Below are 22,087 nucleotides of genomic sequence, written 5' to 3'. Positions count from 1 at the left end.
CGCCACTACGACCGCGCGCGTCCTAGATCGAATGCGCTGACCTCGGTCGGCGTCACCCGGAGCACCGCCGCGCTCGGGATGTCATAGAACAACCCGAGAATGTCGAGCCGACCCTGCTGATAGCGCTCGCGCAACAGCGGATGCTCGGTCAGCGTCTGCACCTGCAACACCACGTTCACCATGCCCAGCTGATCAACGGCGTCGAACCCTTCGGCGGCTGCCGACTGCGCGATCGGATGGCAGCCCCCGTCGAAGGCGGCCAGTGTCGGCCGTGCATACTCCAGCCAGGTGTCCAGCACTTCGTCACCGGTGGATTGGCCTGGGCCATCGCGCAATACCGCGTTCATGGCGCCGCAGCTGGAATGTCCGCACACCACGATCGACGACACATCGAGGGCCTTCACCGCGAACGCGATCGCCGCGTCCACCGACACGTCCTGCCGCCCGGTCGGGATGAAGTTACCTAGGTTGCGGACGGTGAACAGGTCGCCGGGTCCGCTGCTGGTGATCACGTTGGGCACGATCCGCGAGTCGGCGCACGTGATGAACAGCGTCTCGGGACGCTGTTCATGCTGCAACTCCTGCAGGTGCGGCCGGAGGTAAGGCGCGGTGCGGCGCTGATAGACCGCCAGCCCGTGCAGCACCGACGGCCGCAGCCGCGGCTGCCAGGAACTCCAGGGCACCACGCCGGTGCGTTTGTCGATGGGGGTGAATCCGCGCATCGGTGGCCCAGCGACGGCACTGTCCATCTCGACCGCGCCGACGTCGTGGATATCGACGCTGCCGCCCGACGCGACCTGCTGACGCTGCCAGGAGTCGATGGTCTCGTAACCGGCATGGTCGATGAAGTCGACCGACATTTCGACGGTGACATGCGACCCCTCCGGCACCGACGCCAGCACGCTGTTGAGTCTCGGGAGCGACAGAAAAGTCACCGAACCGTCGATGACGACGCGCCACTGCGCGTCGCCGGCCGGATCGGCAGTGATCTTGACCCGAACCACCCGCCAGACGGTCAGCGAGATGGCGAGTGCCAGGCCGATCAGCACGCCCTCGAGCAGGTTGAGGAACACCACACCGACGATCGTGACGAGGTAGACCGCGAGGTCGCCGGTGCGCCAGGCCGTCTTGATGTGGGCCCATTTGACCAGTTGTATGCCGATCACCATGAGTAGACCGGCCAGCGCCGCCGTGGGTATCAGCTTGGCCAGGCCCGCGAACGGCACTGCGAACGCCAGCACCCACACGCCGTGCAGGATCGCTGATGCGCGGGTCTGGGCGCCGGCGGCAACGTTGGTGGAGCTGCGCACGATCACACCGGTCACCGGCAGGCCGCCGATGGTGCCCGACGCAATGTTGGCCACGCCCTGACCGAGCAGCTCACGGTCGAAATTGGTGCGTGGAGCGCGGCTTTGCAAGCGGTCTACCGACACGGCGGACAACAGGCTTTCCACGCTGGCGATCAGCGCCACCGTCAGCACGCCCGTGGCGAATGCACCCCAATTGCCGCCGGGCAGGTCCGGGAGTTGCAGGGCATCTATTAGCGAGCCGTCGATCCTGATCCGCGAGACATCGAAGGGCGCGACGAGCGAGAGCACCGTCACGCCCAGGATCGCCACGAGCGGTCCGGGCACCACCTTGACCCGCGCGGGCATCCAGCGCCATCCGACGAGGATGCCGATGACGAGCACGCCGAGGAAAGTACCGGGCCCGTGCGCATCGAGTATCTGCCCGGGTAGTCCGGTGACGTTGCGCCAGGCCGAGCTCGCGGAGTCGCCGCCGAGCAGCACGTGAGTCTGCTGTAAGGCGATCGTGACTCCGATGCCGGCAAGCATTGCGTGTACGACGACCGGGGAGATCGCCAGCGCCGCGCGGGCAATCCGGCTGAGCCCCAGCAGGACCTGGAGCACACCCGCGCAGATCGTGATCGCGCAAGTGACAGCCCAACCGAACTCGGCGACGAGTCCGGCGACGATGACCGTCAGCCCGGCGGCCGGTCCGCTGACCTGCAGAGGTGAGCCACCCAGAATGCCCACCACGATGCCGCCGACGATCGCGGCGATGATTCCGGCGAGCACAGGTGCATCGGAGGCAACGGCGATACCCAACGACAGCGGCAGCGCGACGAGGAAAACGACGAGCGACGCCGGCAGGTCATAGCGCAGCAGTGAGTGCAGACGCGACTGCTTCGACGGTCCGACGGGCTCGTCGGCGGGTTGCTGTGTCGCCGGCGTCAGTCGCTGCGCAATGGCAGGCTCCTTCGGTCGATGGTCGGCGCCGAATCAGACCCGAAACGGCAACGTCGGCGAGGCGGCTTTTCATCGCCGCGCGGTCGACACCAAAAGAATGCTGTGCAATATTCACGAACGAATTCACCCGCGGGTAGGCGATCATCGCTTACCCGTTTTCCAATACCAGGCTATTTATCGTCGGAAAGTGGCGTCAAGCAATACGGGCCGACGCATAGGGAACCCAAATATTTGCGCTTCGAATGCAGTTCGTCGCGTCATTCAACGTATCGCGAGCTGCGCACATTAGGAGTCGATATGACCTCGGTGACAGCGATAGCCGTCGCCTGGAAAATAGAATCATGACGTCGGTGTCTGTCACAGGTGTGCAGCGACCCCACGGGGCAGTCCCCGGTCAGCAGGCGCGCATCCACCGTGCCGACGGTTCACCCATCCGTGTTCTGCTGGTGGACGACGAGCCGGCGCTGGCCAACCTCGTGAAGATGGCCCTGCACTACGAGGGCTGGGTGATGGAGGTCGCACGCAACGGCCGGGAAGCTGTCAGAAGTTTCGATGAGACCGACCCAGATGTCGTGGTGCTCGACGTCATGCTGCCCGATATCGACGTCCTGGAGGTTCTGCGACGCGTCCGGGAGTCCGACAGCTATACGCCGACCTTGCTCCTCACTGCCCGCGATTCGGTAATGAACCGCACACCGGGGCTGGCGGCGGGAGCCGATGACTACATGACCAAGCCGTTCAGCCTCGAAGAGCTGGTGGCGCGGTTGCGCAGCCTGCTGGGCAGGTCCGGTGACGTGACATCACCCGAGGTCGAAACGCTACAGGTGGGTGATCTGGTGCTCGACGACGCCAGCCGTGAGGTGTTGCGTGACGGGGTACCCGTGTCGTTGTCCGCCACCGAGTTCGAGCTGCTGCGCTACTTGATGCGCAACCCGCGCCGGGCGCTCAGTCGCGCCGAGATTCTGGACCGGGTGTGGAATTACGGATACGACGGTCGGTCGAGCATCGTCGATCTCTACATCTCATATCTGCGGAAGAAGATCGACACCGGCCATTCGCCGGTCATCCACACCGTTCGCGGAGTCGGATACATGCTGCGGTCAGGCCAATGACAGCGTAGAACATAATTCAGGTCGACCGCCGTCGGCGCACAGATATGACGCTGGCCATTGTTTTCACTGCGCCCTCTATGAATTGACCATTCGATTCGTATGAATTCTCCATGGGTACCGTCCGGTGAAATAATGTGATTTCGATATGAGGTGGTCGATATCACCTCTATTCAAACCTAGACTGAAGGATATTTCACCTACTCGAAAGGTGGTGTTTCCAATGATGAAAGGACCGCAATATAACCGAGTGACAGGCGCTGCGGCGATTCTCGGAGGCGCAGCGGCGATTCTCGGAGGCGCAGCGGCCCTGGGCTTGATGGTGGCCGCTCCCGCGGTCGCCGCACCGTCGAACCCGTCCGCGCAAGAGACCATCGACCAACTGCGGGCCGACGGCTACAACGTCATCGTCGCCAAGGTCGGCACCGGGTCGTTGGATAAGTGCAACGTCTCCAAAGTGCGTCCTGGCCACGACATCAAGCACAACTGGATCATCCGGGGACCGGCCGGCCAGGTGGGCAATCTGACGCGCTACACCACGGTCTACGTCGACCTGCACTGCAAGGGGTGACGCTGTCCACAGCCACAGCGTTCTGATCGCGACGCAGGCGGCCTGAGCCGTTGTCCCGCACTGAAAGCCGCCTGACGGGCTGATGATGAACTTGGTGGGCGCGGACGGTATCGAACCGCCGACCGCTGGTGTGTAAAACCAGAGCTCTACCACTGAGCTACGCGCCCCGTCGCAGGCACGGTACACGCCGCAGGGGCGTGACCGGAAATCCCGGACAGACTGACAGCCTCCTCAGGCCCGTAAGGCCGCCAATGCCTCCCGCCACACTTCCTGATCTCGTGCCTGACCCGGGTCCATCATCTCGGCGAAGCGGATCTTGCCGGTCTTGTCGACGACGAATGTGCCACGGTTCGGGTATCCGGCATCGGAATTGAACACGCCGTAGGACTGGCTGACCGCGCCGTGCGGCCAGAAATCCGAGAGCACCGGGAACAGGAATCCACTTTCGGTGGACCAGATCTTGTGCGTCGGAGGCGGGCCGACCGAGATGGTCAGGGTCGCGGTGTCATCGTTCTCGTACAGCGGCAGCTTGTCGCGGATCTCTCCGAGTTCGCCTTCGCATACGCCGGTGAACGCCAACGGAAAGAACACCAGCAGCACGTCCTTGACACCGCGGTACGCGCTGAGCGTGACCGGCCTGCCGTTCTGGTCCCGGAGCGTGAAATCGGGCGCCGAGGCACCGACAGCGAGCACTATCCCCGTTTTCCCGCTGCCTTCGATTTCGGCTGCACCAAGCGGCTCGCCGTCCAGTCCCCCAACTTGGCCGACGAGGTCTGCATCAACCCGGCCGTCGGCGCCGATTCGGCGATCTCTGCGGGCAGCACGTGCCCGGATTTACCGGTTTTCGGCGTCACCACCCAGATCACGCCGTCCTCGGCGAGTGGAGTGATGGCGTCCATGAGTCGATCGACGAGATCCCCGTCGTCGTCCCGCCACCAGAGCAAAACCACGTCGACGACTTCGTCCGAATCTTCGTCGAGCAGCTCTGAGCCACACGCTTCTTCGATGTCGACCCGGATGTCGTCGTCGCTATCCTCGTCCCAACCCAGTTCCTGGACTATCTGATCCTTCTGGATGCCCAGTATCTGGGCGTAGTTCGGGCCTGAGTCCGTCCCCGCCGCGACCACCGTCGGTCCTCCTAACCGTTGTTCGAGCCTTATCTCAAGACTTTGACCATCGCTCGTTCAGTCGCCTGCGCGATGCGAGTTGCGTCCTATCGTCGCACGGCGAGGCATCAGTGCGGGCGTCCGGCGGGCGAGTTTGTCCGCTCACCTGTCAGTAAGCCTTGTCGCATCTGGTCAATGCGTTCTCTCGAGCGGTGTTCGAGCGCTGCGATGCGGAGTTGAACTGGTCCGGGCCGACATGGCCGGAAATCGCGGCGGCGAGGACTCTCGCCGAGTCGATCCATTCGGTCAGGGCGGCGTGAAGATCCGGGGACAGCGCGTCGGACAGGCCGGAACCGACCAGATCGGCGCTGCGGTTGAGCCCGTCGATCGCGGGGCCGGCCTTGGCGGCGGTGTCGCCACCGTTGTTGACCGCCTCGACGTAGCCGTTGACCGCATTCACCGCGTCGACGGCGGAGGTGCTGAGGTCCTCGCACACGGTGTGCACGGCGCGCGTGGTCAGTGAGGCCTGACGTTCGGATTCTCGGGTCACCGAGCTCAACGAGGATTCTTCGATCGACGCCTTCACCGACGCCCGATACACGGGGGCGGCCGACGGATCACCCTGCGCGGTACCGCCGGTAACGGACGTACAACCCACCACGACCATCGCGATCATCGCCGCACCGCCCAGTACGGACGCGGCGATCCTCGCCTTTGCCCCAAACCGCCCATCAACCGGCACGATCTGCAGACGTTACCGGTTCACAAGGCAACTCATGGGTAACTTACGCACCGCCACCCCCAGCGGCGCGGAGGCGGCAAGATGGGTGGACGATAGAAGGTGCCACAAGCACCGTCAGTTGTTACCGCCTAACAAGGAGCGGAAGTTGACCACCGAGTTCGTGCGCCAGGATCTGGCCCAAAACTCCTCTACCACAGCCGAACCCGACCGGGTACGGGTCATCCGGGAGGGGGTTGCCTCATACCTTCCCGATATCGACACCGACGAGACCGCAGAATGGTTGGAGTCGTTCGACGAGTTGCTGGAGCGATCCGGTCCGGCCCGAGCCCGGTACCTGATGCTGCGCCTGCTCGAACGTTCCCGCGAGAAGCGCGTCGCGATTCCGGCATTGACGTCGACCGACTACGTCAACACCATCCCGACCGACCTGGAGCCCTGGTTCCCCGGCGACGAGGACGTCGAGCGCCGCTACCGGGCCTGGATCCGGTGGAACGCGGCCATCATGGTGCACCGCGCCCAGCGCCCAGGAGTCGGTGTGGGCGGGCATATCTCGACGTATGCGTCGTCGGCGTCGCTCTATGAGGTCGGGTTCAACCATTTCTTCCGCGGCAAGTCCCACCCGGGCGGCGGCGACCAGGTCTTCATCCAGGGGCACGCCTCCCCCGGCATCTACGCGCGCGCCTTCCTGGAAGGCCGCCTGACGACCGACCAACTGGATGGTTTCCGACAGGAGCACAGTCATCCCGGCGGCGGCCTGCCGTCGTACCCGCATCCGCGCCTGATGCCCGACTTCTGGGAATTCCCCACGGTGTCGATGGGCCTGGGTCCGATGAATGCGATCTACCAGGCCCGGTTCAACCACTACCTGCATGACCGCGGCATCAAGGACACCTCCGATCAGCACGTGTGGGCATTCCTCGGCGACGGCGAGATGGATGAGCCGGAGAGCCGCGGCCTGATCCAGGTGGCGGCCAACGAGGCACTCGACAACCTGACCTTCGTGGTGAACTGCAACCTGCAACGCCTGGACGGCCCGGTACGCGGCAACGGCAAGATCATTCAAGAGCTGGAGTCGTTCTTCCGCGGCGCCGGCTGGAACGTCATCAAGGTGGTCTGGGGCCGCGAGTGGGATGCCCTGCTGCACGCCGATCGTGACGGCGCGTTGGTCAATTTGATGAATACGACGCCTGATGGTGATTACCAGACCTACAAGGCCAACGACGGCGCCTACGTGCGCGACCACTTCTTCGGGCGCGATCCGCGCACCAAGGCCCTGGTCCAGCCGATGACCGACCAGGAGATCTGGAACCTCAAGCGCGGCGGTCACGACTACCGCAAGGTGTATGCCGCCTACCGCGCCGCGATGGAGCACAAGGGTCAGCCGACGATCATCCTGGCCAAGACCATCAAGGGCTACACACTGGGCAGCCACTTCGAGGGCCGCAACGCCACGCACCAGATGAAAAAGCTTGCGCTGCAAGACCTCAAGGATTTCCGCGACGTCACCCGGGTGCCCATCACCGATGAGCAGCTCGAGCAGGACCCCTACCTGCCGCCGTACTACCACCCGGGACCGGAAACCCCGGAGATCCGGTACCTGCTGGACCGGCGCCGTGCCCTGGGCGGGTTCGTCCCGGCCCGTCGGAACAAGACCACGCCGCTGGCGCTGCCCGCGGCCGACGCCTACGCGGCACTGAAGAAGGGCTCCGGCAATCAGGCCGTGGCCACGACCATGGCGACGGTGCGCACGTTCAAGGAACTGTTGCGGGACAAGAACATCGGCCCACGCCTGGTGCCGATCATCCCCGACGAGGCTCGCACCTTCGGCATGGACTCGTGGTTCCCGAGCCTGAAGATCTACAACCGCAACGGGCAGCTGTACACCTCGGTGGACTCGGCACTGATGCTGGCCTACAAGGAATCCGAGATCGGCCAGATCCTGCACGAGGGCATCAACGAGGCGGGTTCGACCGCGTCGTTCACCGCGGTGGGCACGTCGTACTCGACCCACAACGAGCCGATGATCCCGATCTACATCTTTTATTCGATGTTCGGGTTCCAGCGCACCGGCGACGGCCTGTGGGCGGCGGCCGATCAGATGGCCAAGGGCTTCGTGCTCGGGGCGACGGCCGGTCGCACCACGCTGACCGGCGAGGGCCTGCAGCACGCCGACGGCCATTCGCTGCTGCTGGCATCGACCAATCCGGCTGCGGTGACCTATGACCCGGCGTTCGCCTACGAGGTCGCCCACATCATCGAGAGCGGTCTGCAGCGGATGTACGGAGAGCACGCCGAGAGCGTGTACTTCTACATCACGATCTACAACGAGCCCTACGTGCAGCCCGCAGAGCCGGCCAACCTGGACACCGAGGCCTTGCTGCGCGGTATGTACCGCTACCGCCGGGCTCCCGAGCCACGCACGAACACCGCCCAGATCCTGGCGTCGGGCGTGTCGATGCCTGAGGCGCTGCGCGCGGCGGACATGCTGGCCGCGGACTGGGACGTGGCTGCCGATGTGTGGTCGGTGACCAGCTGGGGCGAGCTCAACCGGGAGGGCGTGGAGATCGAGCGCCACCGGCTGCGCCATCCCGATCAGCCGGCCCGCGTCTCGCATGTCACCAGCGCGCTGGCCGATGCGGCCGGCCCGGTGGTGGCGGTGTCGGACTGGATGCGTGCGGTGCCCGAGCAGATCCGGCAGTGGGTCCCGGGCACGTACATCACGTTGGGTACCGACGGCTTCGGCTTCTCCGACACCCGACCGGCGGCTCGGCGTTTCTTCAACACCGACGCCGAGTCGGTGGTGGTGGCGGCGCTGGAGGGGCTGGCGCGGGACGGCGAGATCGACCCGTCGGTGGCCATCGCGGCGGCCAAGCAGTACAAGATCGACGACGTGTTCGCCGCCGCGGTGTCCTACGTCGACACCGGCAGCGCCTAGTTTCTCCGCGCGAGCAGACGCCGAGGTACCCCGAATCTCGACATTTCGGGTACCTAAGCGTCTGCTCGCCGGGGAGCGCTTGGAGGAATCCACCAGAAAAGTGGCGTAGCTTTTAGGGATGGTCGACAAGCGGTTCATTCCGCCGAAATCCACGGTCGAGGTCCTTGCGAGCGTGCCTGACTCGACGCTGCGCCGGTTGAAGCAGTATTCGGGCCGGCTGGCCACCGAGGCGGTACACGCCATGGCCGAACGTCTCGACTTCTTCAATGATCTCGACGCGTCGCAGCGGGCCAGCGTGCAGCTGGTGGTGCAGACCGCCGTGGTCAACTTCGTCGAATGGATGCGGGACCCGACCAGCGACGTCAGCTATACCGCCCAGGCCTTCGAAGTGGTGCCGCAGGACCTGCGGCGCCGGATCGCGCTGCGCCAGTCGGTCGAAATGGTGCGGACCTCGATGGAGTTCTTCGAGGAGGTGGTGCCGCTGCTGGCCCGATCCGAGGAGCAGCTCAATGCGCTGACCGCGGGCATCCTGCGCTACAGCCGGGACCTGGCGTTTGCAGCCGCCAGCGCCTACGCCGACCAGGCCGAGGCCCGTGGCGCCTGGGACCTCCGGATGGAGGCCAATGTCGTCGACGCCGTGGTGCGCGGCGATACCGGGCCCGAGTTGCAGTCCCAGGCCGCGGCGCTGAACTGGGATGCGACCGCGCCGGCCACGGTGATCGTCGGCCTGCCGCGTCCGGATCGGTTGGATCTGGCCCGCGACGACATCCATGACGTCGTGAAGCGCCACGACCGGACGGCATTGTCCGATGTGCACGGCACCTGGTTGGTGGCGATCGTGTCCGGCACGCTCTCAGCAACCGACCGCTTTCTGGCCGACCTGTTGTCGGTGTTCGCCGACGGCCCGGTGGTGACCGGGCCGACCTCGCCGACGCTGACGGCCGCGCACCGCAGCGCCACCGAGGCGATCTCCGGGATGAACGCGGTGGCCGGCTGGCCGGGCGCACCCCGGCCGGTGGCCGCGCGCGAGCTACTACCCGAACGGGCCCTGATGGGCGATACGACGGCCATCGCGGCACTGGAGAGCGAGGTCATGCGCCCGTTGGCCGATGCCGGCCCGGCACTCTCCGAGACCCTGGACGCCTTCTTGGACTCCGGGGGTGCTATCGAAGCTTGTGCGCGCAAATTGTTCGTTCATCCAAACACGGTGCGCTACCGGCTGAAACGGATCGGCGATTTCACCGGCCGCGATCCTGCGGTGCCGCGGGACGCTTATGTGCTGCGTGTGGCCTCGACAGCCGGCAGACTGAGCAAACAGGCCTACCAGCCGAACACGCCAGCTGCGGGAACCATCGTGATACCGGCGATTCGCCCGGCACATTCGGCCAGACAACGCGTCTGAGCTGGACCCGATCGACGCCCGAGCAGCTGTGACAGATGTCGCTCCGGTGAAGGCAATGTCGCATCACGTGCACTTTTGTGGGGAACCTACAAAAACATAAGACAAGGTTCATAATCTCTTACACCCCACAAAACCGTCTTCACAGTGTTCTCTTAATGACGTGCCTCAACCCGTGCTCGCATTGCTCGCTCCCGGACAGGGATCGCAGACGCCCGGCATGCTCTCCCCTTGGCTGGAGCTGCCCGGTGCAGCTGACCGCCTCGCCACGTGGTCGCAGATCAGCGGCCTGGATCTGGCGCGCCTGGGAACGACCGCCACTGCTGAGGAGATCACCGACACCGCGGTGACGCAGCCGCTGGTGGTGGCCGCCACGCTGCTGGCCTATGAGGAACTGACCAAACGCGGTGTGCCCGAGACCGCCGAGACGCTGGTCGCGGGCCATTCCGTCGGCGAGATCGCCGCCTACGCCATTGCCGGCGTCATCTCCGCCGACGATGCGGTCAAGCTGGCCGCCACCCGTGGCGCCGAGATGGCCAAGGCCTGCGCGGTCGAGCCGACCGGCATGTCCGCGGTGCTCGGCGGCGATGAGGCCGAGGTTCTGGCCCGGCTGGAGTCGCTCGACCTGATCCCCGCCAACCGCAATGCCGCCGGCCAGATCGTGGCCGCCGGAGCGATCTCGGCCCTGGAGAAGCTCGCCGAGGATCCGCCGGCCAAGGCCCGCGTCCGTCAGCTGGCCACCGCAGGCGCGTTCCACACCCGGTACATGGCTTCCGCGCTGGACGGGTACTCCGCCGCGGTGGAGCAGGTAACAACTTCTGAGCCCACCGCGACACTCTTGTCGAACGCGGACGGCCGGCCGGTCACCTCGGCTGCCGATGCCATGGAGAAGCTGGTCGCCCAGCTGACCAAGCCGGTGCGCTGGGATCTGTGCTCCGCCACCATCCGGGACCGCTTCCAGGCCGCCGAGCGCGCCGCGATCGTCGAGTTCCCGCCGGCGGGCACACTGGTCGGGATCGCCAAGCGTGAATTAAAGGGCGCGCCGACCAGGGCTATTAAAGCCCCAGCAGACCTGGATGGTTTGGACGAGCTGTAAATCCAGCGACAACTGAATAGCAGTAACAACCGAACGTCTCGAAATGCCCTCCAACCTGGAGGGCGCTATCAACAACAAGAAGGAGCCACTGTGGCCAGCCAAGAAGAAATCATCGCCGGTCTCGCCGAGATCATCGAAGAGGTCACCGGCATCGAGCCGTCTGAGGTGACCCCGGAGAAGTCGTTCGTCGACGACCTGGACATCGACTCGCTGTCGATGGTGGAGATCGCCGTGCAGACCGAGGACAAGTACGGCGTGAAGATCCCCGACGAGGATCTGGCCGGCCTGCGCACCGTCGGTGACGTCGTCTCCTACATCCAGAAGCTCGAAGAAGAGAACCCCGAGGCCGCCGCCGCCCTGCGCGAGAAGTTTGGCTCGGAATGACCAAACCTTCCACTGCTAACGGAGGCTTCCCGAACGTCGTGGTGACCGCCGTGGAGGCCACCACGGCGCTCGCTGCTGACATCGAGAGCACGTGGAAGGGCCTCCAGGCCGGAGAAAGCGGCATCCGTGAGCTGACCGACGACTTCGTCACCAAGTGGGACCTTCCGGTGCGTATCGGTGGTCACCTGGTGGATGACATCGAGAGCCAGCTGACCCGCGTCGAGCTGCGCCGCAATTCCTACGTGCAGCGCTTGTCGCTCGTGCTGTCCAGGCGGTTGTGGCAGAACGCGGGCGCGCCCGAGGTCGATCCAGATCGTTTCGCGGTCGTGATCGGCACCGGCCTCGGAGGTGGCGAGAAGATCGTCGAAACCTACGACGCGATGAACCAGGGCGGGATCCGCAAGGTCAGCCCGCTCGCCGTTCAGATGATCATGCCCAACGGTGCGGCTGCGGTCGCCGGCCTGGAGCTGGGCGCCCGCGCCGGGGTCATCACCCCGGTGTCGGCGTGTTCGTCAGGTTCTGAGGCCATCGCCCACGGCTGGCGTCAGATCGTGATGGGCGACGCGGACTTCGCCGTCGTCGGCGGCGTGGAGGGCGTTATCGAAGCACTGCCGATCGCAGCGTTCTCGATGATGCGCGCCATGTCGACCCGTAACGACGATCCCGCGGCCGCCTCCCGGCCGTTCGACAAGGATCGTGACGGCTTCGTGTTCGGCGAGGCCGGCGCGATGATGATCATCGAGACCGAGGAGCACGCCCTGGCCCGTGGCGCCAAGCCGCTGGCTCGGCTGATGGGTGCCGGTATCACCTCGGACGCGTTCCACATGGTGGCTCCGGCCGACAACGGCCTGCGGGCCGGCGCCGCGATGAAGCGTGCGCTGGAAACCGCCGGCCTGGAGGCCAAGGACATCGACCACGTCAATGCCCACGGCACGGCCACCCCGATCGGTGACACCGCCGAGGCCAATGCCATCCGGGTTGCCGGATGTCAGAACGCCGCGGTCTACGGTCCGAAGTCGGCACTGGGCCACTCGATCGGCGCGGTCGGCGCGCTGGAGTCGGTGTTGACGGTGCTCGCATTGCGGGACGGGGTCATCCCCCCGACCCTCAACTACGAGACACCAGATCCCGAGATCGATCTCGATGTGGTTGCGGGCGAGCCTCGTTATGGCGACTACAAGTACGCCATCAACAACTCGTTCGGGTTCGGTGGCCACAATGTGGCTCTGGCCTTCGGGAAGTACTGACTCGGGTAGAAAAACCCGATAGGTGACCTCTGAAGGCACCGACCGAGGTAAAAGCACGGAAGGAACTACGCAGCAAATATGGCGGGATTGTCCACGGGTAAGGGTCTACCCGATGTGGTTGTCACCGGCGTAGCCATGTCGACGGCGCTGGCAACCGATGCCGAGAGCACTTGGAAGAAGTTGCTGGACGGTCAGAGCGGCATCCGTACGCTGACGGATCCGTTTATCGAGGAGTACGACCTGCCGGTTCGTATCGGCGGGCACCTCCTTGAGGATTTCGAACACGATCTGACGCGTGTCGAAATGCGCCGACTGTCATATTTGCAAAAGATGTCGACGGTGCTCGGCCGCCGGGTTTGGGCCAATGCCGGCTCCCCGGAGGTCGACACCAAACGACTGACGGTGTCGATCGGCACCGGCATGGGTTCGGCGGAGGAACTTGTCTTCGCCTACGACAACATGCGGAACAAGGGCCTGCGGGGCGTCTCACCGCTGGTCGTCCAGATGTTCATGCCCAACGGGCCGGCAGCAGCTGTCGGACTGGACCGCAAGGCCAAGGCCGGGGTCAGCACCCTGATCTCGGCCTGCGCGTCCGGTTCCGAGGCAATCGCCAACGCGTGGCGCAACATCGTTCTCGGCGAGGCCGACATCGCCATCTGCGGTGGCGTCGAGACCAAGATCGAAGCGGTGCCGATCGCCGGGTTCGCCCAGATGCGCATCGTGTTGTCCAACACCAACGATGACCCCGAAGGCGCCTGTCGCCCGTTCGACAAGGACCGCAACGGTTTCGTGTTCGGCGAGGGCGCGGCCCTGCTGGTCATCGAGACCGAGGAGCACGCCAAGGCCCGCGGCGCCAACATCCTGGCCCGCATCATGGGCGCGAGCGTCACCTCCGACGGCTTCCACATCGTGGCGCCGGACCCCAACGGCGAGCAGGCCGGCTACGCCATGACCCGGGCCATTCAATTGGCGGGTCTGCAGCCCACAGATATCGACCACGTCAACGCGCATGCGACCGGCACCACGGTCGGCGATGTGGCCGAGGGCCAGGCAATCAACAATGCGATGGGCAGCCACCGGCCGGCGGTCTACGCGCCCAAGGCCGCGCTCGGCCATTCGGTCGGTGCGGTCGGTGCGGTCGAGTCCATCCTGACGGTCATGGCACTGCGGGATGGCGTCATCCCTGCGACGCTCAACCTGCGCAATCTCGATCCGGAGATCGATCTGGATGTGGTGGCCGGCGAGCCGCGGCAGGGTGATTTCAAATACGCCATCAACAATTCGTTCGGATTCGGTGGGCACAACGTCGCGCTCGCCTTCGGGAAGTACTGAGAACCGGCACTTTCCACTAAGGAGACATCAATGACGATCATGGCCCCCGAGACAACCGCAGAATCGCTCGATCCGCGCGATCCATTGCTGCGTCTACAGACCTTCTTCGATGACGGCAGCGTCGAACTGCTGCACGAGCGGGATCGCTCCGGCCTGCTGGCCGCGGCAGGCACGGTCAACGGCGTTCGTACGATTGCGTTCTGCACCGACGGCACCGTGATGGGCGGCGCCATGGGTATCGAGGGTTGTGCCCACATCGTCAACGCCTACGACACCGCCATCGAGGAGCAGAGCCCGATCGTGGGCATCTGGCACTCGGGCGGCGCGCGACTGGCCGAGGGTGTCAAGGCGCTGCATGCGGTCGGCCTGGTCTTCGAGGCGATGATCCGGGCGTCGGGCTACATCCCGCAGATCTCGGTGGTCGTCGGTTTCGCCGCCGGCGGTGCGGCTTACGGTCCCGCCCTGACCGACGTCATCATCATGGCCCCGGACAGCAAGGTGTTCGTCACCGGCCCGGACGTGGTGCGCAGTGTCACCGGTGAGGATGTCGACATGGTGTCGCTCGGCGGCCCCGACGCCCACCACAAGAAGTCCGGTGTGTGCCACATCGTGGCCGACGACGAGCTCGACGCCTACGAGCGCGGTCGCCGTCTGGTCGGATTGTTCAGCCAGCAGGGCCATTTCGATCGCGCCAAGGCCGAGGCCGGCGACACCGACCTGGCCGCGCTGATGCCCGAGTCGGCTCGCCGCGCCTACGACGTTCACCCGATCATCGAGGCGTTGCTCGACGAGGGCGTGCCCTTCGAGGAGTTCCAGGGCAAGTGGGCCCCCTCGATCGTGGTCGGTCTCGGCCGGCTGGCGGGTCGATCGGTCGGCGTGATCGCCAACAACCCGCTGCGCCTCGGCGGCTGCCTGAACTCCGAAAGTGCCGAGAAGTCAGCACGTTTCGTACGGCTGTGCGATGCCTTCGGCATTCCGCTGGTCGTCGTCGTCGACGTCCCCGGCTACCTGCCCGGCGTGGATCAGGAGTGGGGCGGCGTGGTCCGCCGCGGCGCCAAGCTGCTGCACGCCTTCGGTGAGTCCTCGGTCCCCCGCGTCACCCTGGTGACCCGCAAGATCTATGGCGGCGCCTACATCGCGATGAACTCGCGTTCGCTCAATGCCACGAAGGTGTTCGCCTGGCCGGACGCCGAGGTCGCGGTGATGGGCGCCAAGGCCGCTGTCGGCATCCTGCACAAGCGCAAGCTGGCCGCCGCTCCGGAGCATGAGCGTGAGGCACTGCACGAGGAACTCGCAATCGAGCACGAGCGCATCGCCGGCGGTGTGGATTCCGCGATCGAGATCGGCGTGGTCGACGAGAAGATCGATCCGGCCCACACCCGCAGCAAGCTGACGCAGGCGCTGGCCGAGGCCCCGCACCGGCGCGGCCGCCACAAGAACATCCCGCTGTAACCACTTGCTCGGCCCGAATGGCCGGTTATTGCACGCTTTCGACGAGAAATTGTGTGATAACTGGCCATTCGGCGTTCTGCGACTATTCGGCTTCCCCGAACTCGGCGATCATCTCGGCGGCCGCCTCAGCGGCGAGGTCCCGGTCCGCGCTGACCAGCCCGATGCGGGTGCGGCGGTCGAGGATGTCGTCGGCACACAGGGCCCCTTCGTGGGTGACGGCGTACTCGAACTCGGCGCGGATGACGTCGATTCCCTCGGCCACCGGTTCGGTGGGCCGTGCGCAGCGCGCCCGGGCGATCACGTTGGGTGCCTCGGCTCCGTACCGGGCGACCAGTGACGACGGCAGCGCATGTTCCGACCGCAGGGCAGACACCGGATTGGCCGGGGCTCCGACGAGCGGCAGGTTGGCCGTGCGGCAGTCGGAGGCCGTGAGCCCGCGCAGGGCCAGCGCCCGGGCGAGCACATCCTGGGCCATGTACCGGTATTCGGTGAGCTTCCCGCCGATGACACTGATCACCCCGTTCGCCGACTCCACCACCGCGTGCTCGCGGGACACGTCGGCGGTGTTGCCCTCCCCGGTGTCGATCAGTGGTCGCAGCCCGGCGTAGGCCCCTCGCACATCTGAGGTGGTCAGCTCGGTGGCCAGCGCGGTGTTGACGGTCTTCAGCAGGAAGTCGATCTCGCCCGGAGTCGGTTGTGGCACATCGGGAATGGGTCCCGGCGCGTCCTCGTCGGTCAGCCCGAGGTAGACCCGGCCGAGTTGTTCGGGCATCGCGAAGACGAAGCGGTTCAGCTCCCCCGGTATCGGAATGGTCAGGGCCGCGGTGGGATTGCCGAATGCCGCCGCATCGAACACCAGATGCGTTCCGCGACTGGGCCGCAGGGTGAGCGCCGGATCGAGATCGCCGGCCCACACTCCGGCGGCGTTGATGACCGCCCGCGCGGTCGCGACGAAGGAATCCCCGGTGAGTTCGTCGGTCAGGCGCACCGAGGTGGCGCCGGCGGCACTGGCCGACACCCTGGTCAGGATGCGGGCCCCATGTTGCGCGGCGGTGCGGGCGACCGCCGCCACCAGGCGGGCATCGTCGATGAGCTGCCCGTCGTAGGCCAGCAGGCCACCGTCGAGACCCTCGGTGCGCACGGTAGGCGACAGTTCGACCGTACGACGCGGGTCGACCCGGCGTGACCGCGGCAGGGTCGACGCGCTGGTTCCGGCGAGCCTGCGCAGTCCGTCGCCGGCCACGAAGCCGGTCCGTACCAATGCCCGTGACCCCCGGCCCATCGACGGCAACAGCGGCACCAGTTGCGGCATGGCCTTGACGAGGTGGGGTGCGTTGCGGGTCATCAGGATTCCGCGCTCGATCGCACTGCGGCGCGCGATCCCGATGTTGCCGGTGGCGAGGTAGCGCAGACCACCGTGCACCAGTTTCGAGCTCCACCGGCTGGTTCCGAACGCCAGATCGTGCTTCTCCACCAGCGCCACACTCAGTCCTCGGGTGGCGGCATCCAGCGCGATACCCGCACCGGTGATCCCGCCGCCGATGACGATCACGTCGACCGGTTGCCCGTCGGCGAGTGCGGCCAGTTCGATTGTGCGCCTGGTGCGGTTGAGTGCAGTCGGGCCGGTCATGATGTCAGGTATCCGTTCAGTGCGTGGGTGAGCTCGGCCGCCAGAGCGTCGGCGTCGAGGATGGGCTCGACCATCTGCGCGGACTGGATGGCCGACTGGGTGATCAGCAGGCACATGGTCGCCAGCTGGCGCGGATCGCCCGCCCGGACCCGGTCATGGTCGGTGCTCGCTTCCTGGGCGAGCTTGAGATCCCCGGCCAGCGCATCGATCAGGATCTGCTGGCTGGTACCCAGGCGCTCGGCGATGTAGACCATCGCCACGTCGGGTGCGGAGTGCAGTACCGCCATGATCACCTCGTCGTGACGCACCCGCGCGGCCACGGTGACGATGCGATCCACCAAGGAGGCCCGGCCCGTCCCGTGATTCACGGTGTCGTCTAGTACACGCACGATCCGCGCGGTGAGCAGCGCAGCCAGGATCGATTGGGTGTCGGGGAAGCGCCGGTACACGGTCGGGCGGCTGACCCCGGCCCGGCGGGCGATTTCCGCCAGGGTGACCCGGTCGACGCCGAAGGCCAGCACGCAGCTCGCGGCAGCATCCAAGATCTGGTCGCTCAGCGATCTCTCGTTACTGATTGACATCATATGTAATACTGTAACGCATGACTCAGCCGGCCGATCAGTTTCTGCCTCCGATGAAGTGGAATGCCTGGGGCGACCCGAACGCAGCCAAGCCGCTCTCCGACGGAATCCGGGCCCTGCTCCAGCAGGCTCTGGGTGTCGACGCCGCGCCGGCCGCAGAGCCGACGCCCGAGCAGGTGCAGTTGCGGCCGTCCGCACTGCCCGATGCCGACCGGGAGGCACTCGCCACCATCGTCGGTGCCACGTACCTCGGTACCGACACCACGTCCCGGCTACTGCACGCCGGCGGAAAATCCACATTGGACCTGTTGCGCCGCAATGACTCCGGCATTCAGGATGCGCCCGATGCGGTACTGCTCCCGGGTAGCGAGGATGAAGTAGCCGAGGTGCTCCGCTACTGCACCGAACACCGGATCGCTGTCGTCCCGTTCGGCGGCGGGACCAGCGTGGTGGGCGGTCTCGATCCGGTGCGCGGTGATTTCGCCGCGGTCATCGCACTCGATCTGCGCCGGTTCGACGCGCTGCACAGCCTCGACAAGGTGACCGGTGAGGCCGAACTCGGCGCGGGCGTCACCGGACCGCAGGCCGAGGCGTTGCTCGGCGCACAGGGCTTCTCCCTGGGCCATTTCCCGCAGAGCTTCCAGTTCGCCACGATCGGCGGGTTCGCCGCCACCCGATCCTCGGGGCAGGATTCGGCCGGTTACGGCCGATTCGACGACATGGTCCGCGGCCTGCGTACCGTGACCCCGGCCGGGACGCTGGACCTCGGTCGGGCCCCGGCCTCAGCCGCAGGACCGGATCTACGTCAACTTCTCCTTGGTTCCGAAGGGGTGTTCGGCGTCATCACCCGGGTGCGGGTTCGCGTGCACCCGGTGCCCGAGACCACGCGCTACGAGGCCTGGTCCTTCCCTGATTTCGCCACCGGCGCCGAGGCACTGCGGGCCATCACCCAGACCGGCACCGGCCCGACCGTCATCCGACTGTCCGACGAGGCCGAGACCGGGGTGAACCTGGCCACCACGGAAAGCATCGGCGAGCAGACCATCACCGGCGGCTGCCTGGCCATCACCTTGTTCGAGGGCACTGCGGCGCACGCCGAGAGCCGCCACGAGGAGACCCGCGGAGTCCTGGAAGCCCACGGCGCCACCTCGCTCGGTGAGGGTCCGGCCCGAGCCTGGGAACACGGCCGGTTCAACGCGCCGTACCTCCGCGATTCGCTGCTGGCAGCGGGCGCGCTGTGCGAGACGCTGGAGACCGCCACCACGTGGTCCAACCTGGCCACCCTGAAGGCCGCGGTCACCGACGCCCTGACCACCGCGCTCACCGACTCCGGCACGGCGGCCCTGGTGATGTGCCACATTTCGCATGTGTATCCGACCGGCGCCTCGTTGTACTTCACGGTCGTCGCCGCCCAGCGCGGCAACCCGATCGAACAATGGCAGGTCGCCAAGAAAGCCGCGTCAGAGGCCATGGTCCACAATGGCGGGACCATCACCCACCACCACGGCGTCGGTGCGGACCACCGCCCGTGGATGCATGAGGAGATCGGCGACCTCGGCGCCGAGGTATTGCGCGCCGTCAAGGCCACGCTCGATCCGGCCGGAATTCTCAACCCGGGCAAGCTGATTCCGTGAATCGGGTCACGGTCCTGACCAATCCCCTGTCGGGGCACGGCAATGCGCCGCATGCGGCCGAGCGGGCGATCGCGCAACTCCAGCGGCGCGGCATCGACGTGTGCGCGATCGTCGGGACCGACGCCGCACACGCCCGCACGCTGGTCGACGAGGCTCTCGACCGCGGCACCGACGCCCTCGTGGTGGTCGGCGGCGACGGGGTGATTTCACTGGCGTTACAGGCGTTGGCCAACGGTGATGTCCCACTCGGCATCGTCCCGGCCGGGACGGGCAACGATCATGCCCGTGAATATCGTTTGCCGACAGACGATCCCGAGGCGGCCGCCGATATCGTCGTCGACGGCCACACGGTGACCGTCGACCTGGGCCGCATCGTCGACGCGTCGGGTGCGGTCAAATGGTTCGGCACCGTGATGGCCGCGGGATTCGATTCCCTGGTCAGCGACCGGACCAACCGGATGCGCTGGCCGCACGGCCGGATGCGCTACAACGTCGCGATGGTCGCAGAGATCTCGAAGCTACGGCTGCTGCCGTTCCGGCTCACGTTCGACGACGGCCCGGAGATCCGCACCGACCTCACGCTGGCGGCGTTCGGCAACACCCGCAGCTACGGCGGCGGCATGTTGATCTGCCCCGGCGCCGACCATTCGGACGGACTGCTCGACGTCACGATGATCTCCTCGGCGTCCCGCACGAGGTTGATCCGCCTGTTCCCGACCGTTTTCAAGGGCACCCACGTCGACCTTGACGAGGTGACGACCAAGCGCGCCAAGACAATTCATGTCGAATGCCCCGGTATCAATGCCTACGCCGACGGGGATTACGCGGCCCCGCTGCCGGTGTCGGTCTCGGCCGTACCCGGGGCACTGCGTCTGCTCGTGCCCAAACAGTCCTGAATGAACTCCACCATGCAGTCCCGGGCCTCACGGCTCTCCGGTAGGAACGGCAGGAACGCCGGGAATGCGTGGAGCTGACCGGGCCAGACCTTGAGGGTGCTGGTCCGCCCCAATCCGGTCAGCACCTCATGCATGCGTTCGGCATCGCAACACAGAGCCTCCGATTCGGCCGCGATGATCAGGCTCGGTGGAAACGTGTCGAGCACCCCGTTGACCGGTGACAGGGCATCACCGTCCGAGTTCTTGGGGCCGACGCATTCGACGATCATCGGCAGGGCAAGTCCGATCCCCATCCGGTCCGCACTGAAGTTCGGATGGCCGGAGCGCCGTTCCCCGTCGAGTTCGAGCAGCGGGCTGACGCCGATGACGCCGGCCGGTGCGCCGATCCCCTGCGCCTGGGCGGCGAGAACGGTGGCGAACGCCAGGAATCCACCGGCCGAATCACCCGCAATGACGGTCTTTGCCGGATCCGCACCTTGATCCAACAGCCAGCGGTAGGCGCGCAGGCAGTCCGCGATGGACTCGTCGACGGTGACATCGGGGTGCTGTCGATACTCGACGTGCACCACCGGAAGTTGGGTCCGCCGGGCAAGCGCGACCACGACGTGCGAGTGGGTGTCGAAGCCACCGAGAAAAAATCCTCCGCCATGCAGGTAGAGGATGGCACCGTCAGAGAGCGGGCGGTGCGCCGATTCAGCGGTGCGGATGGTCTCGACGTTGACCCGACCGAGCGTGATCCGGCTGACCCGTAGCCCCCGCCGCGGGCGAAGCCGCTGGAGTTGCGCGAGCGTGTTGATGCGACGCCCGATCGCGGTGAGCCGATCGTCGACGGATCGATCTCCTTGGTAGGAAACCGATTTGCGTACCTGGACGAGTAGGGTTCGGCGGGCGATGCCATAACACATACGTGAGCTGCGACTGGGGCGTCGCGTCGACAGTGCGGCAGTTGGTGAACCCATCCATGACTCCTTCGTGTGGATACAGCGGTATCAGTCCGCCGATTGGGTCGAAGACCCAAGGGCGGCAAGCAGTTTCACCAGGTTCCCGAACGCGTCGGTGAACGGCCGCGCCGGCACCGAAGGATCGATGGCCCGCTGGATACCGAGGCCGATCCCGGCACTGAGCAGCAGATTGCCGAGATCGTCGAGGCTCGCCGCGACATCGCTGTTCACCAATTGCGCTTCGGTGATGCCGAGTTCGGCCGACATCGACCGCAGGACGCCGATCACCATCCGTGCGGCGTCATCGCGCAGCGTCGTGACCATCTGGGCGAGTTCGGGGTTGTTGCGGGACAGCACCGCGAATTCGAGTTCGAGCATGGTCCAGCCGACATCGCCTGCGGTGCGCTCCAGCCAGTCGCCCATCGCCGCGACACGGTTCTCCATCTCATGGTCGGAGATCGCGAGTGCGGCCAGCGCGCCGAGTTTCTCACGGTGGATCAGTTCGAGCACATCGCGGCACAGGTTGGGCTTGCTGCCGAAGTTGGAGTACACGGCACCTTTTGAGAAGCCCGCATCCTCGGCGATGTCCTCGAGGCTCGTGCCGGCGTAGCCGTGGCGCAGGAAACGCTGCTTGGCCGCCTCCAACAGCTCGGCCCGCGTCCGTTCCTGGCGTTGAGCCCTGGTCAGCCGCGGCATGCGCCGATGATAGATCCAAGCGGACTTTGGGTATTGAATTAACTCAAAGTATTCAGATACCGTGGGTATGCGAATGGCCGAGAGATG

General features: G+C 65.9%; 19 protein-coding genes and 1 tRNA gene. 11 read left to right on the top strand and 9 right to left on the bottom strand.

Annotation, left to right across the window (positions count from 1 at the left end; translation table 11 throughout):
• Nucleotides 1-5 precede the first annotated feature (5 nt).
• Nucleotides 6-2,249 (bottom strand): SulP family inorganic anion transporter, encoded by a 2,244-nt coding sequence (locus JOF57_RS06605; protein ID WP_209915886.1) that lies wholly within the window; start codon nt 2,247-2,249, stop codon nt 6-8.
• Between the two features lie 341 nt (nt 2,250-2,590).
• On the opposite strand from JOF57_RS06605, the gene JOF57_RS06600 reads away from it, so the two are divergent.
• A complete protein-coding gene (locus tag JOF57_RS06600; RefSeq protein WP_234937739.1) occupies nt 2,591-3,361 on the top strand; it encodes a response regulator transcription factor in 771 nt (256 codons plus the stop codon).
• 247 nt (nt 3,362-3,608) lie between these two features.
• The gene (locus tag JOF57_RS06595) at nt 3,609-3,929 is read left to right on the top strand and encodes a hypothetical protein (protein WP_307869973.1); all 321 of its coding nucleotides are present in this window, start codon (nt 3,609-3,611) and stop codon (nt 3,927-3,929) included.
• 92 nt (nt 3,930-4,021) lie between these two features.
• Here JOF57_RS06595 and JOF57_RS06590 read toward each other — a convergent pair.
• From JOF57_RS06590 to JOF57_RS06575, 4 genes are all read right to left on the bottom strand, one after another.
• Nucleotides 4,022-4,096, bottom strand: a tRNA-Val gene (locus JOF57_RS06590).
• Between the two features lie 64 nt (nt 4,097-4,160).
• Nucleotides 4,161-4,622 carry a peroxiredoxin gene (locus JOF57_RS06585; protein WP_209915029.1) on the bottom strand — a complete coding sequence of 154 codons (462 nt, stop codon included), beginning with the start codon at nt 4,620-4,622 and terminating at the stop codon, nt 4,161-4,163.
• On the bottom strand, nt 4,622-5,056 hold the full coding sequence (locus JOF57_RS06580; protein ID WP_209915026.1) for a DUF3052 domain-containing protein: 435 nt from the start codon (nt 5,054-5,056) through the stop codon (nt 4,622-4,624). Before JOF57_RS06580 ends, JOF57_RS06585 begins: the two co-directional genes overlap by 1 nt.
• Nucleotides 5,057-5,204: 148 nt before the next feature.
• The gene (locus JOF57_RS06575; RefSeq protein WP_209915024.1) at nt 5,205-5,711 is read right to left on the bottom strand and encodes an Rv2240c family protein; all 507 of its coding nucleotides are present in this window, start codon (nt 5,709-5,711) and stop codon (nt 5,205-5,207) included.
• Between the two features lie 211 nt (nt 5,712-5,922).
• Between JOF57_RS06575 and aceE the strand changes: the two genes are divergently transcribed.
• From aceE to JOF57_RS06540, 7 genes are all read left to right on the top strand, one after another.
• On the top strand, nt 5,923-8,712 hold the full coding sequence (gene aceE / locus JOF57_RS06570; RefSeq protein ID WP_209915021.1) for a pyruvate dehydrogenase (acetyl-transferring), homodimeric type: 2,790 nt from the start codon (nt 5,923-5,925) through the stop codon (nt 8,710-8,712).
• Nucleotides 8,713-8,830: 118 nt separating this feature from the next.
• Entirely contained in the window at nt 8,831-10,114 is a 1,284-nt protein-coding gene (locus tag JOF57_RS06565; protein WP_209915018.1) for a PucR family transcriptional regulator, read from the top strand.
• Nucleotides 10,115-10,286: 172 nt separating this feature from the next.
• Nucleotides 10,287-11,207, top strand: coding sequence for an ACP S-malonyltransferase (locus tag JOF57_RS06560; protein ID WP_209915880.1), 921 nt, complete (start codon nt 10,287-10,289; stop codon nt 11,205-11,207).
• 90 nt (nt 11,208-11,297) lie between these two features.
• Nucleotides 11,298-11,591, top strand: coding sequence for a meromycolate extension acyl carrier protein AcpM (gene acpM / locus JOF57_RS06555; protein WP_209915015.1), 294 nt, complete (start codon nt 11,298-11,300; stop codon nt 11,589-11,591).
• Complete coding sequence (gene kasA, locus JOF57_RS06550) at nt 11,588-12,838, top strand: 3-oxoacyl-ACP synthase KasA (RefSeq protein WP_209915012.1); 1,251 nt, start codon at nt 11,588-11,590, stop codon at nt 12,836-12,838. The genes acpM and kasA overlap by 4 nt, the downstream gene beginning before the upstream one ends.
• A 78-nt stretch (nt 12,839-12,916) precedes the next feature.
• Nucleotides 12,917-14,170, top strand: coding sequence for a 3-oxoacyl-ACP synthase KasB (kasB, locus tag JOF57_RS06545; RefSeq protein ID WP_209915008.1), 1,254 nt, complete (start codon nt 12,917-12,919; stop codon nt 14,168-14,170).
• 30 nt (nt 14,171-14,200) lie between these two features.
• Entirely contained in the window at nt 14,201-15,622 is a 1,422-nt protein-coding gene (locus JOF57_RS06540) for an acyl-CoA carboxylase subunit beta (RefSeq protein ID WP_209915005.1), read from the top strand.
• A gap of 82 nt (nt 15,623-15,704) precedes the next feature.
• Here the strand turns inward: JOF57_RS06540 and JOF57_RS06535 are convergent, their stop codons facing one another.
• Both JOF57_RS06535 and JOF57_RS06530 read right to left on the bottom strand, forming a co-directional pair.
• Complete coding sequence (locus tag JOF57_RS06535) at nt 15,705-17,252, bottom strand: glycerol-3-phosphate dehydrogenase/oxidase (RefSeq protein WP_209915002.1); 1,548 nt, start codon at nt 17,250-17,252, stop codon at nt 15,705-15,707.
• Nucleotides 17,249-17,836 (bottom strand): TetR/AcrR family transcriptional regulator, encoded by a 588-nt coding sequence (locus JOF57_RS06530; protein WP_209914998.1) that lies wholly within the window; start codon nt 17,834-17,836, stop codon nt 17,249-17,251. Before JOF57_RS06530 ends, JOF57_RS06535 begins: the two co-directional genes overlap by 4 nt.
• A gap of 50 nt (nt 17,837-17,886) precedes the next feature.
• Here JOF57_RS06530 and JOF57_RS06525 point away from each other — a divergent pair, with 50 nt between their 5' ends.
• Both JOF57_RS06525 and JOF57_RS06520 read left to right on the top strand, forming a co-directional pair.
• Nucleotides 17,887-19,467 carry an FAD-binding oxidoreductase gene (locus JOF57_RS06525; protein ID WP_209915878.1) on the top strand — a complete coding sequence of 527 codons (1,581 nt, stop codon included), beginning with the start codon at nt 17,887-17,889 and terminating at the stop codon, nt 19,465-19,467.
• Complete coding sequence (locus tag JOF57_RS06520) at nt 19,464-20,363, top strand: diacylglycerol kinase (RefSeq protein WP_209914996.1); 900 nt, start codon at nt 19,464-19,466, stop codon at nt 20,361-20,363. The genes JOF57_RS06525 and JOF57_RS06520 overlap by 4 nt, the downstream gene beginning before the upstream one ends.
• Here the strand turns inward: JOF57_RS06520 and JOF57_RS06515 are convergent.
• Both JOF57_RS06515 and JOF57_RS06510 read right to left on the bottom strand, forming a co-directional pair.
• Nucleotides 20,288-21,322 carry an alpha/beta hydrolase gene (locus JOF57_RS06515; RefSeq protein WP_209914992.1) on the bottom strand — a complete coding sequence of 345 codons (1,035 nt, stop codon included), beginning with the start codon at nt 21,320-21,322 and terminating at the stop codon, nt 20,288-20,290. The genes JOF57_RS06520 and JOF57_RS06515 overlap by 76 nt on opposite strands.
• Before the next feature lie 30 nt (nt 21,323-21,352).
• Complete coding sequence (locus tag JOF57_RS06510; protein WP_209914989.1) at nt 21,353-22,000, bottom strand: TetR/AcrR family transcriptional regulator; 648 nt, start codon at nt 21,998-22,000, stop codon at nt 21,353-21,355.
• Nucleotides 22,001-22,087: the final 87 nt, after the last annotated feature.

The organism is Mycolicibacterium lutetiense (genome assembly GCF_017876775.1).
Taxonomy (GTDB): Bacteria; Actinomycetota; Actinomycetes; order Mycobacteriales; family Mycobacteriaceae; genus Mycobacterium; species Mycobacterium lutetiense.
This window is presented reverse-complemented; position numbering and strand designations above follow the sequence as displayed.

Bases quoted from the DNA above. Each gene is read 5' to 3' on its own strand.
- JOF57_RS06600 (WP_234937739.1), top strand. From the start codon at position 2,591: ATGACGTCGGTGTCTGTCACAGGTGTGCAGCGACCCCACGGGGCAGTC.
- JOF57_RS06575 (WP_209915024.1), bottom strand. From the start codon at position 5,711: ATGATCGCGATGGTCGTGGTGGGTTGTACGTCCGTTACCGGCGGTACC.
- JOF57_RS06565 (WP_209915018.1), top strand. From the start codon at position 8,831: ATGGTCGACAAGCGGTTCATTCCGCCGAAATCCACGGTCGAGGTCCTT.
- kasA (WP_209915012.1), top strand. From the start codon at position 11,588: ATGACCAAACCTTCCACTGCTAACGGAGGCTTCCCGAACGTCGTGGTG.
- kasB (WP_209915008.1), top strand. From the start codon at position 12,917: ATGGCGGGATTGTCCACGGGTAAGGGTCTACCCGATGTGGTTGTCACC.
- JOF57_RS06540 (WP_209915005.1), top strand. From the start codon at position 14,201: ATGACGATCATGGCCCCCGAGACAACCGCAGAATCGCTCGATCCGCGC.
- JOF57_RS06535 (WP_209915002.1), bottom strand. From the start codon at position 17,252: ATGACCGGCCCGACTGCACTCAACCGCACCAGGCGCACAATCGAACTG.
- JOF57_RS06530 (WP_209914998.1), bottom strand. From the start codon at position 17,836: ATGATGTCAATCAGTAACGAGAGATCGCTGAGCGACCAGATCTTGGAT.
- JOF57_RS06525 (WP_209915878.1), top strand. From the start codon at position 17,887: ATGAAGTGGAATGCCTGGGGCGACCCGAACGCAGCCAAGCCGCTCTCC.
- JOF57_RS06515 (WP_209914992.1), bottom strand. From the start codon at position 21,322: ATGGGTTCACCAACTGCCGCACTGTCGACGCGACGCCCCAGTCGCAGC.
- JOF57_RS06510 (WP_209914989.1), bottom strand. From the start codon at position 22,000: ATGCCGCGGCTGACCAGGGCTCAACGCCAGGAACGGACGCGGGCCGAG.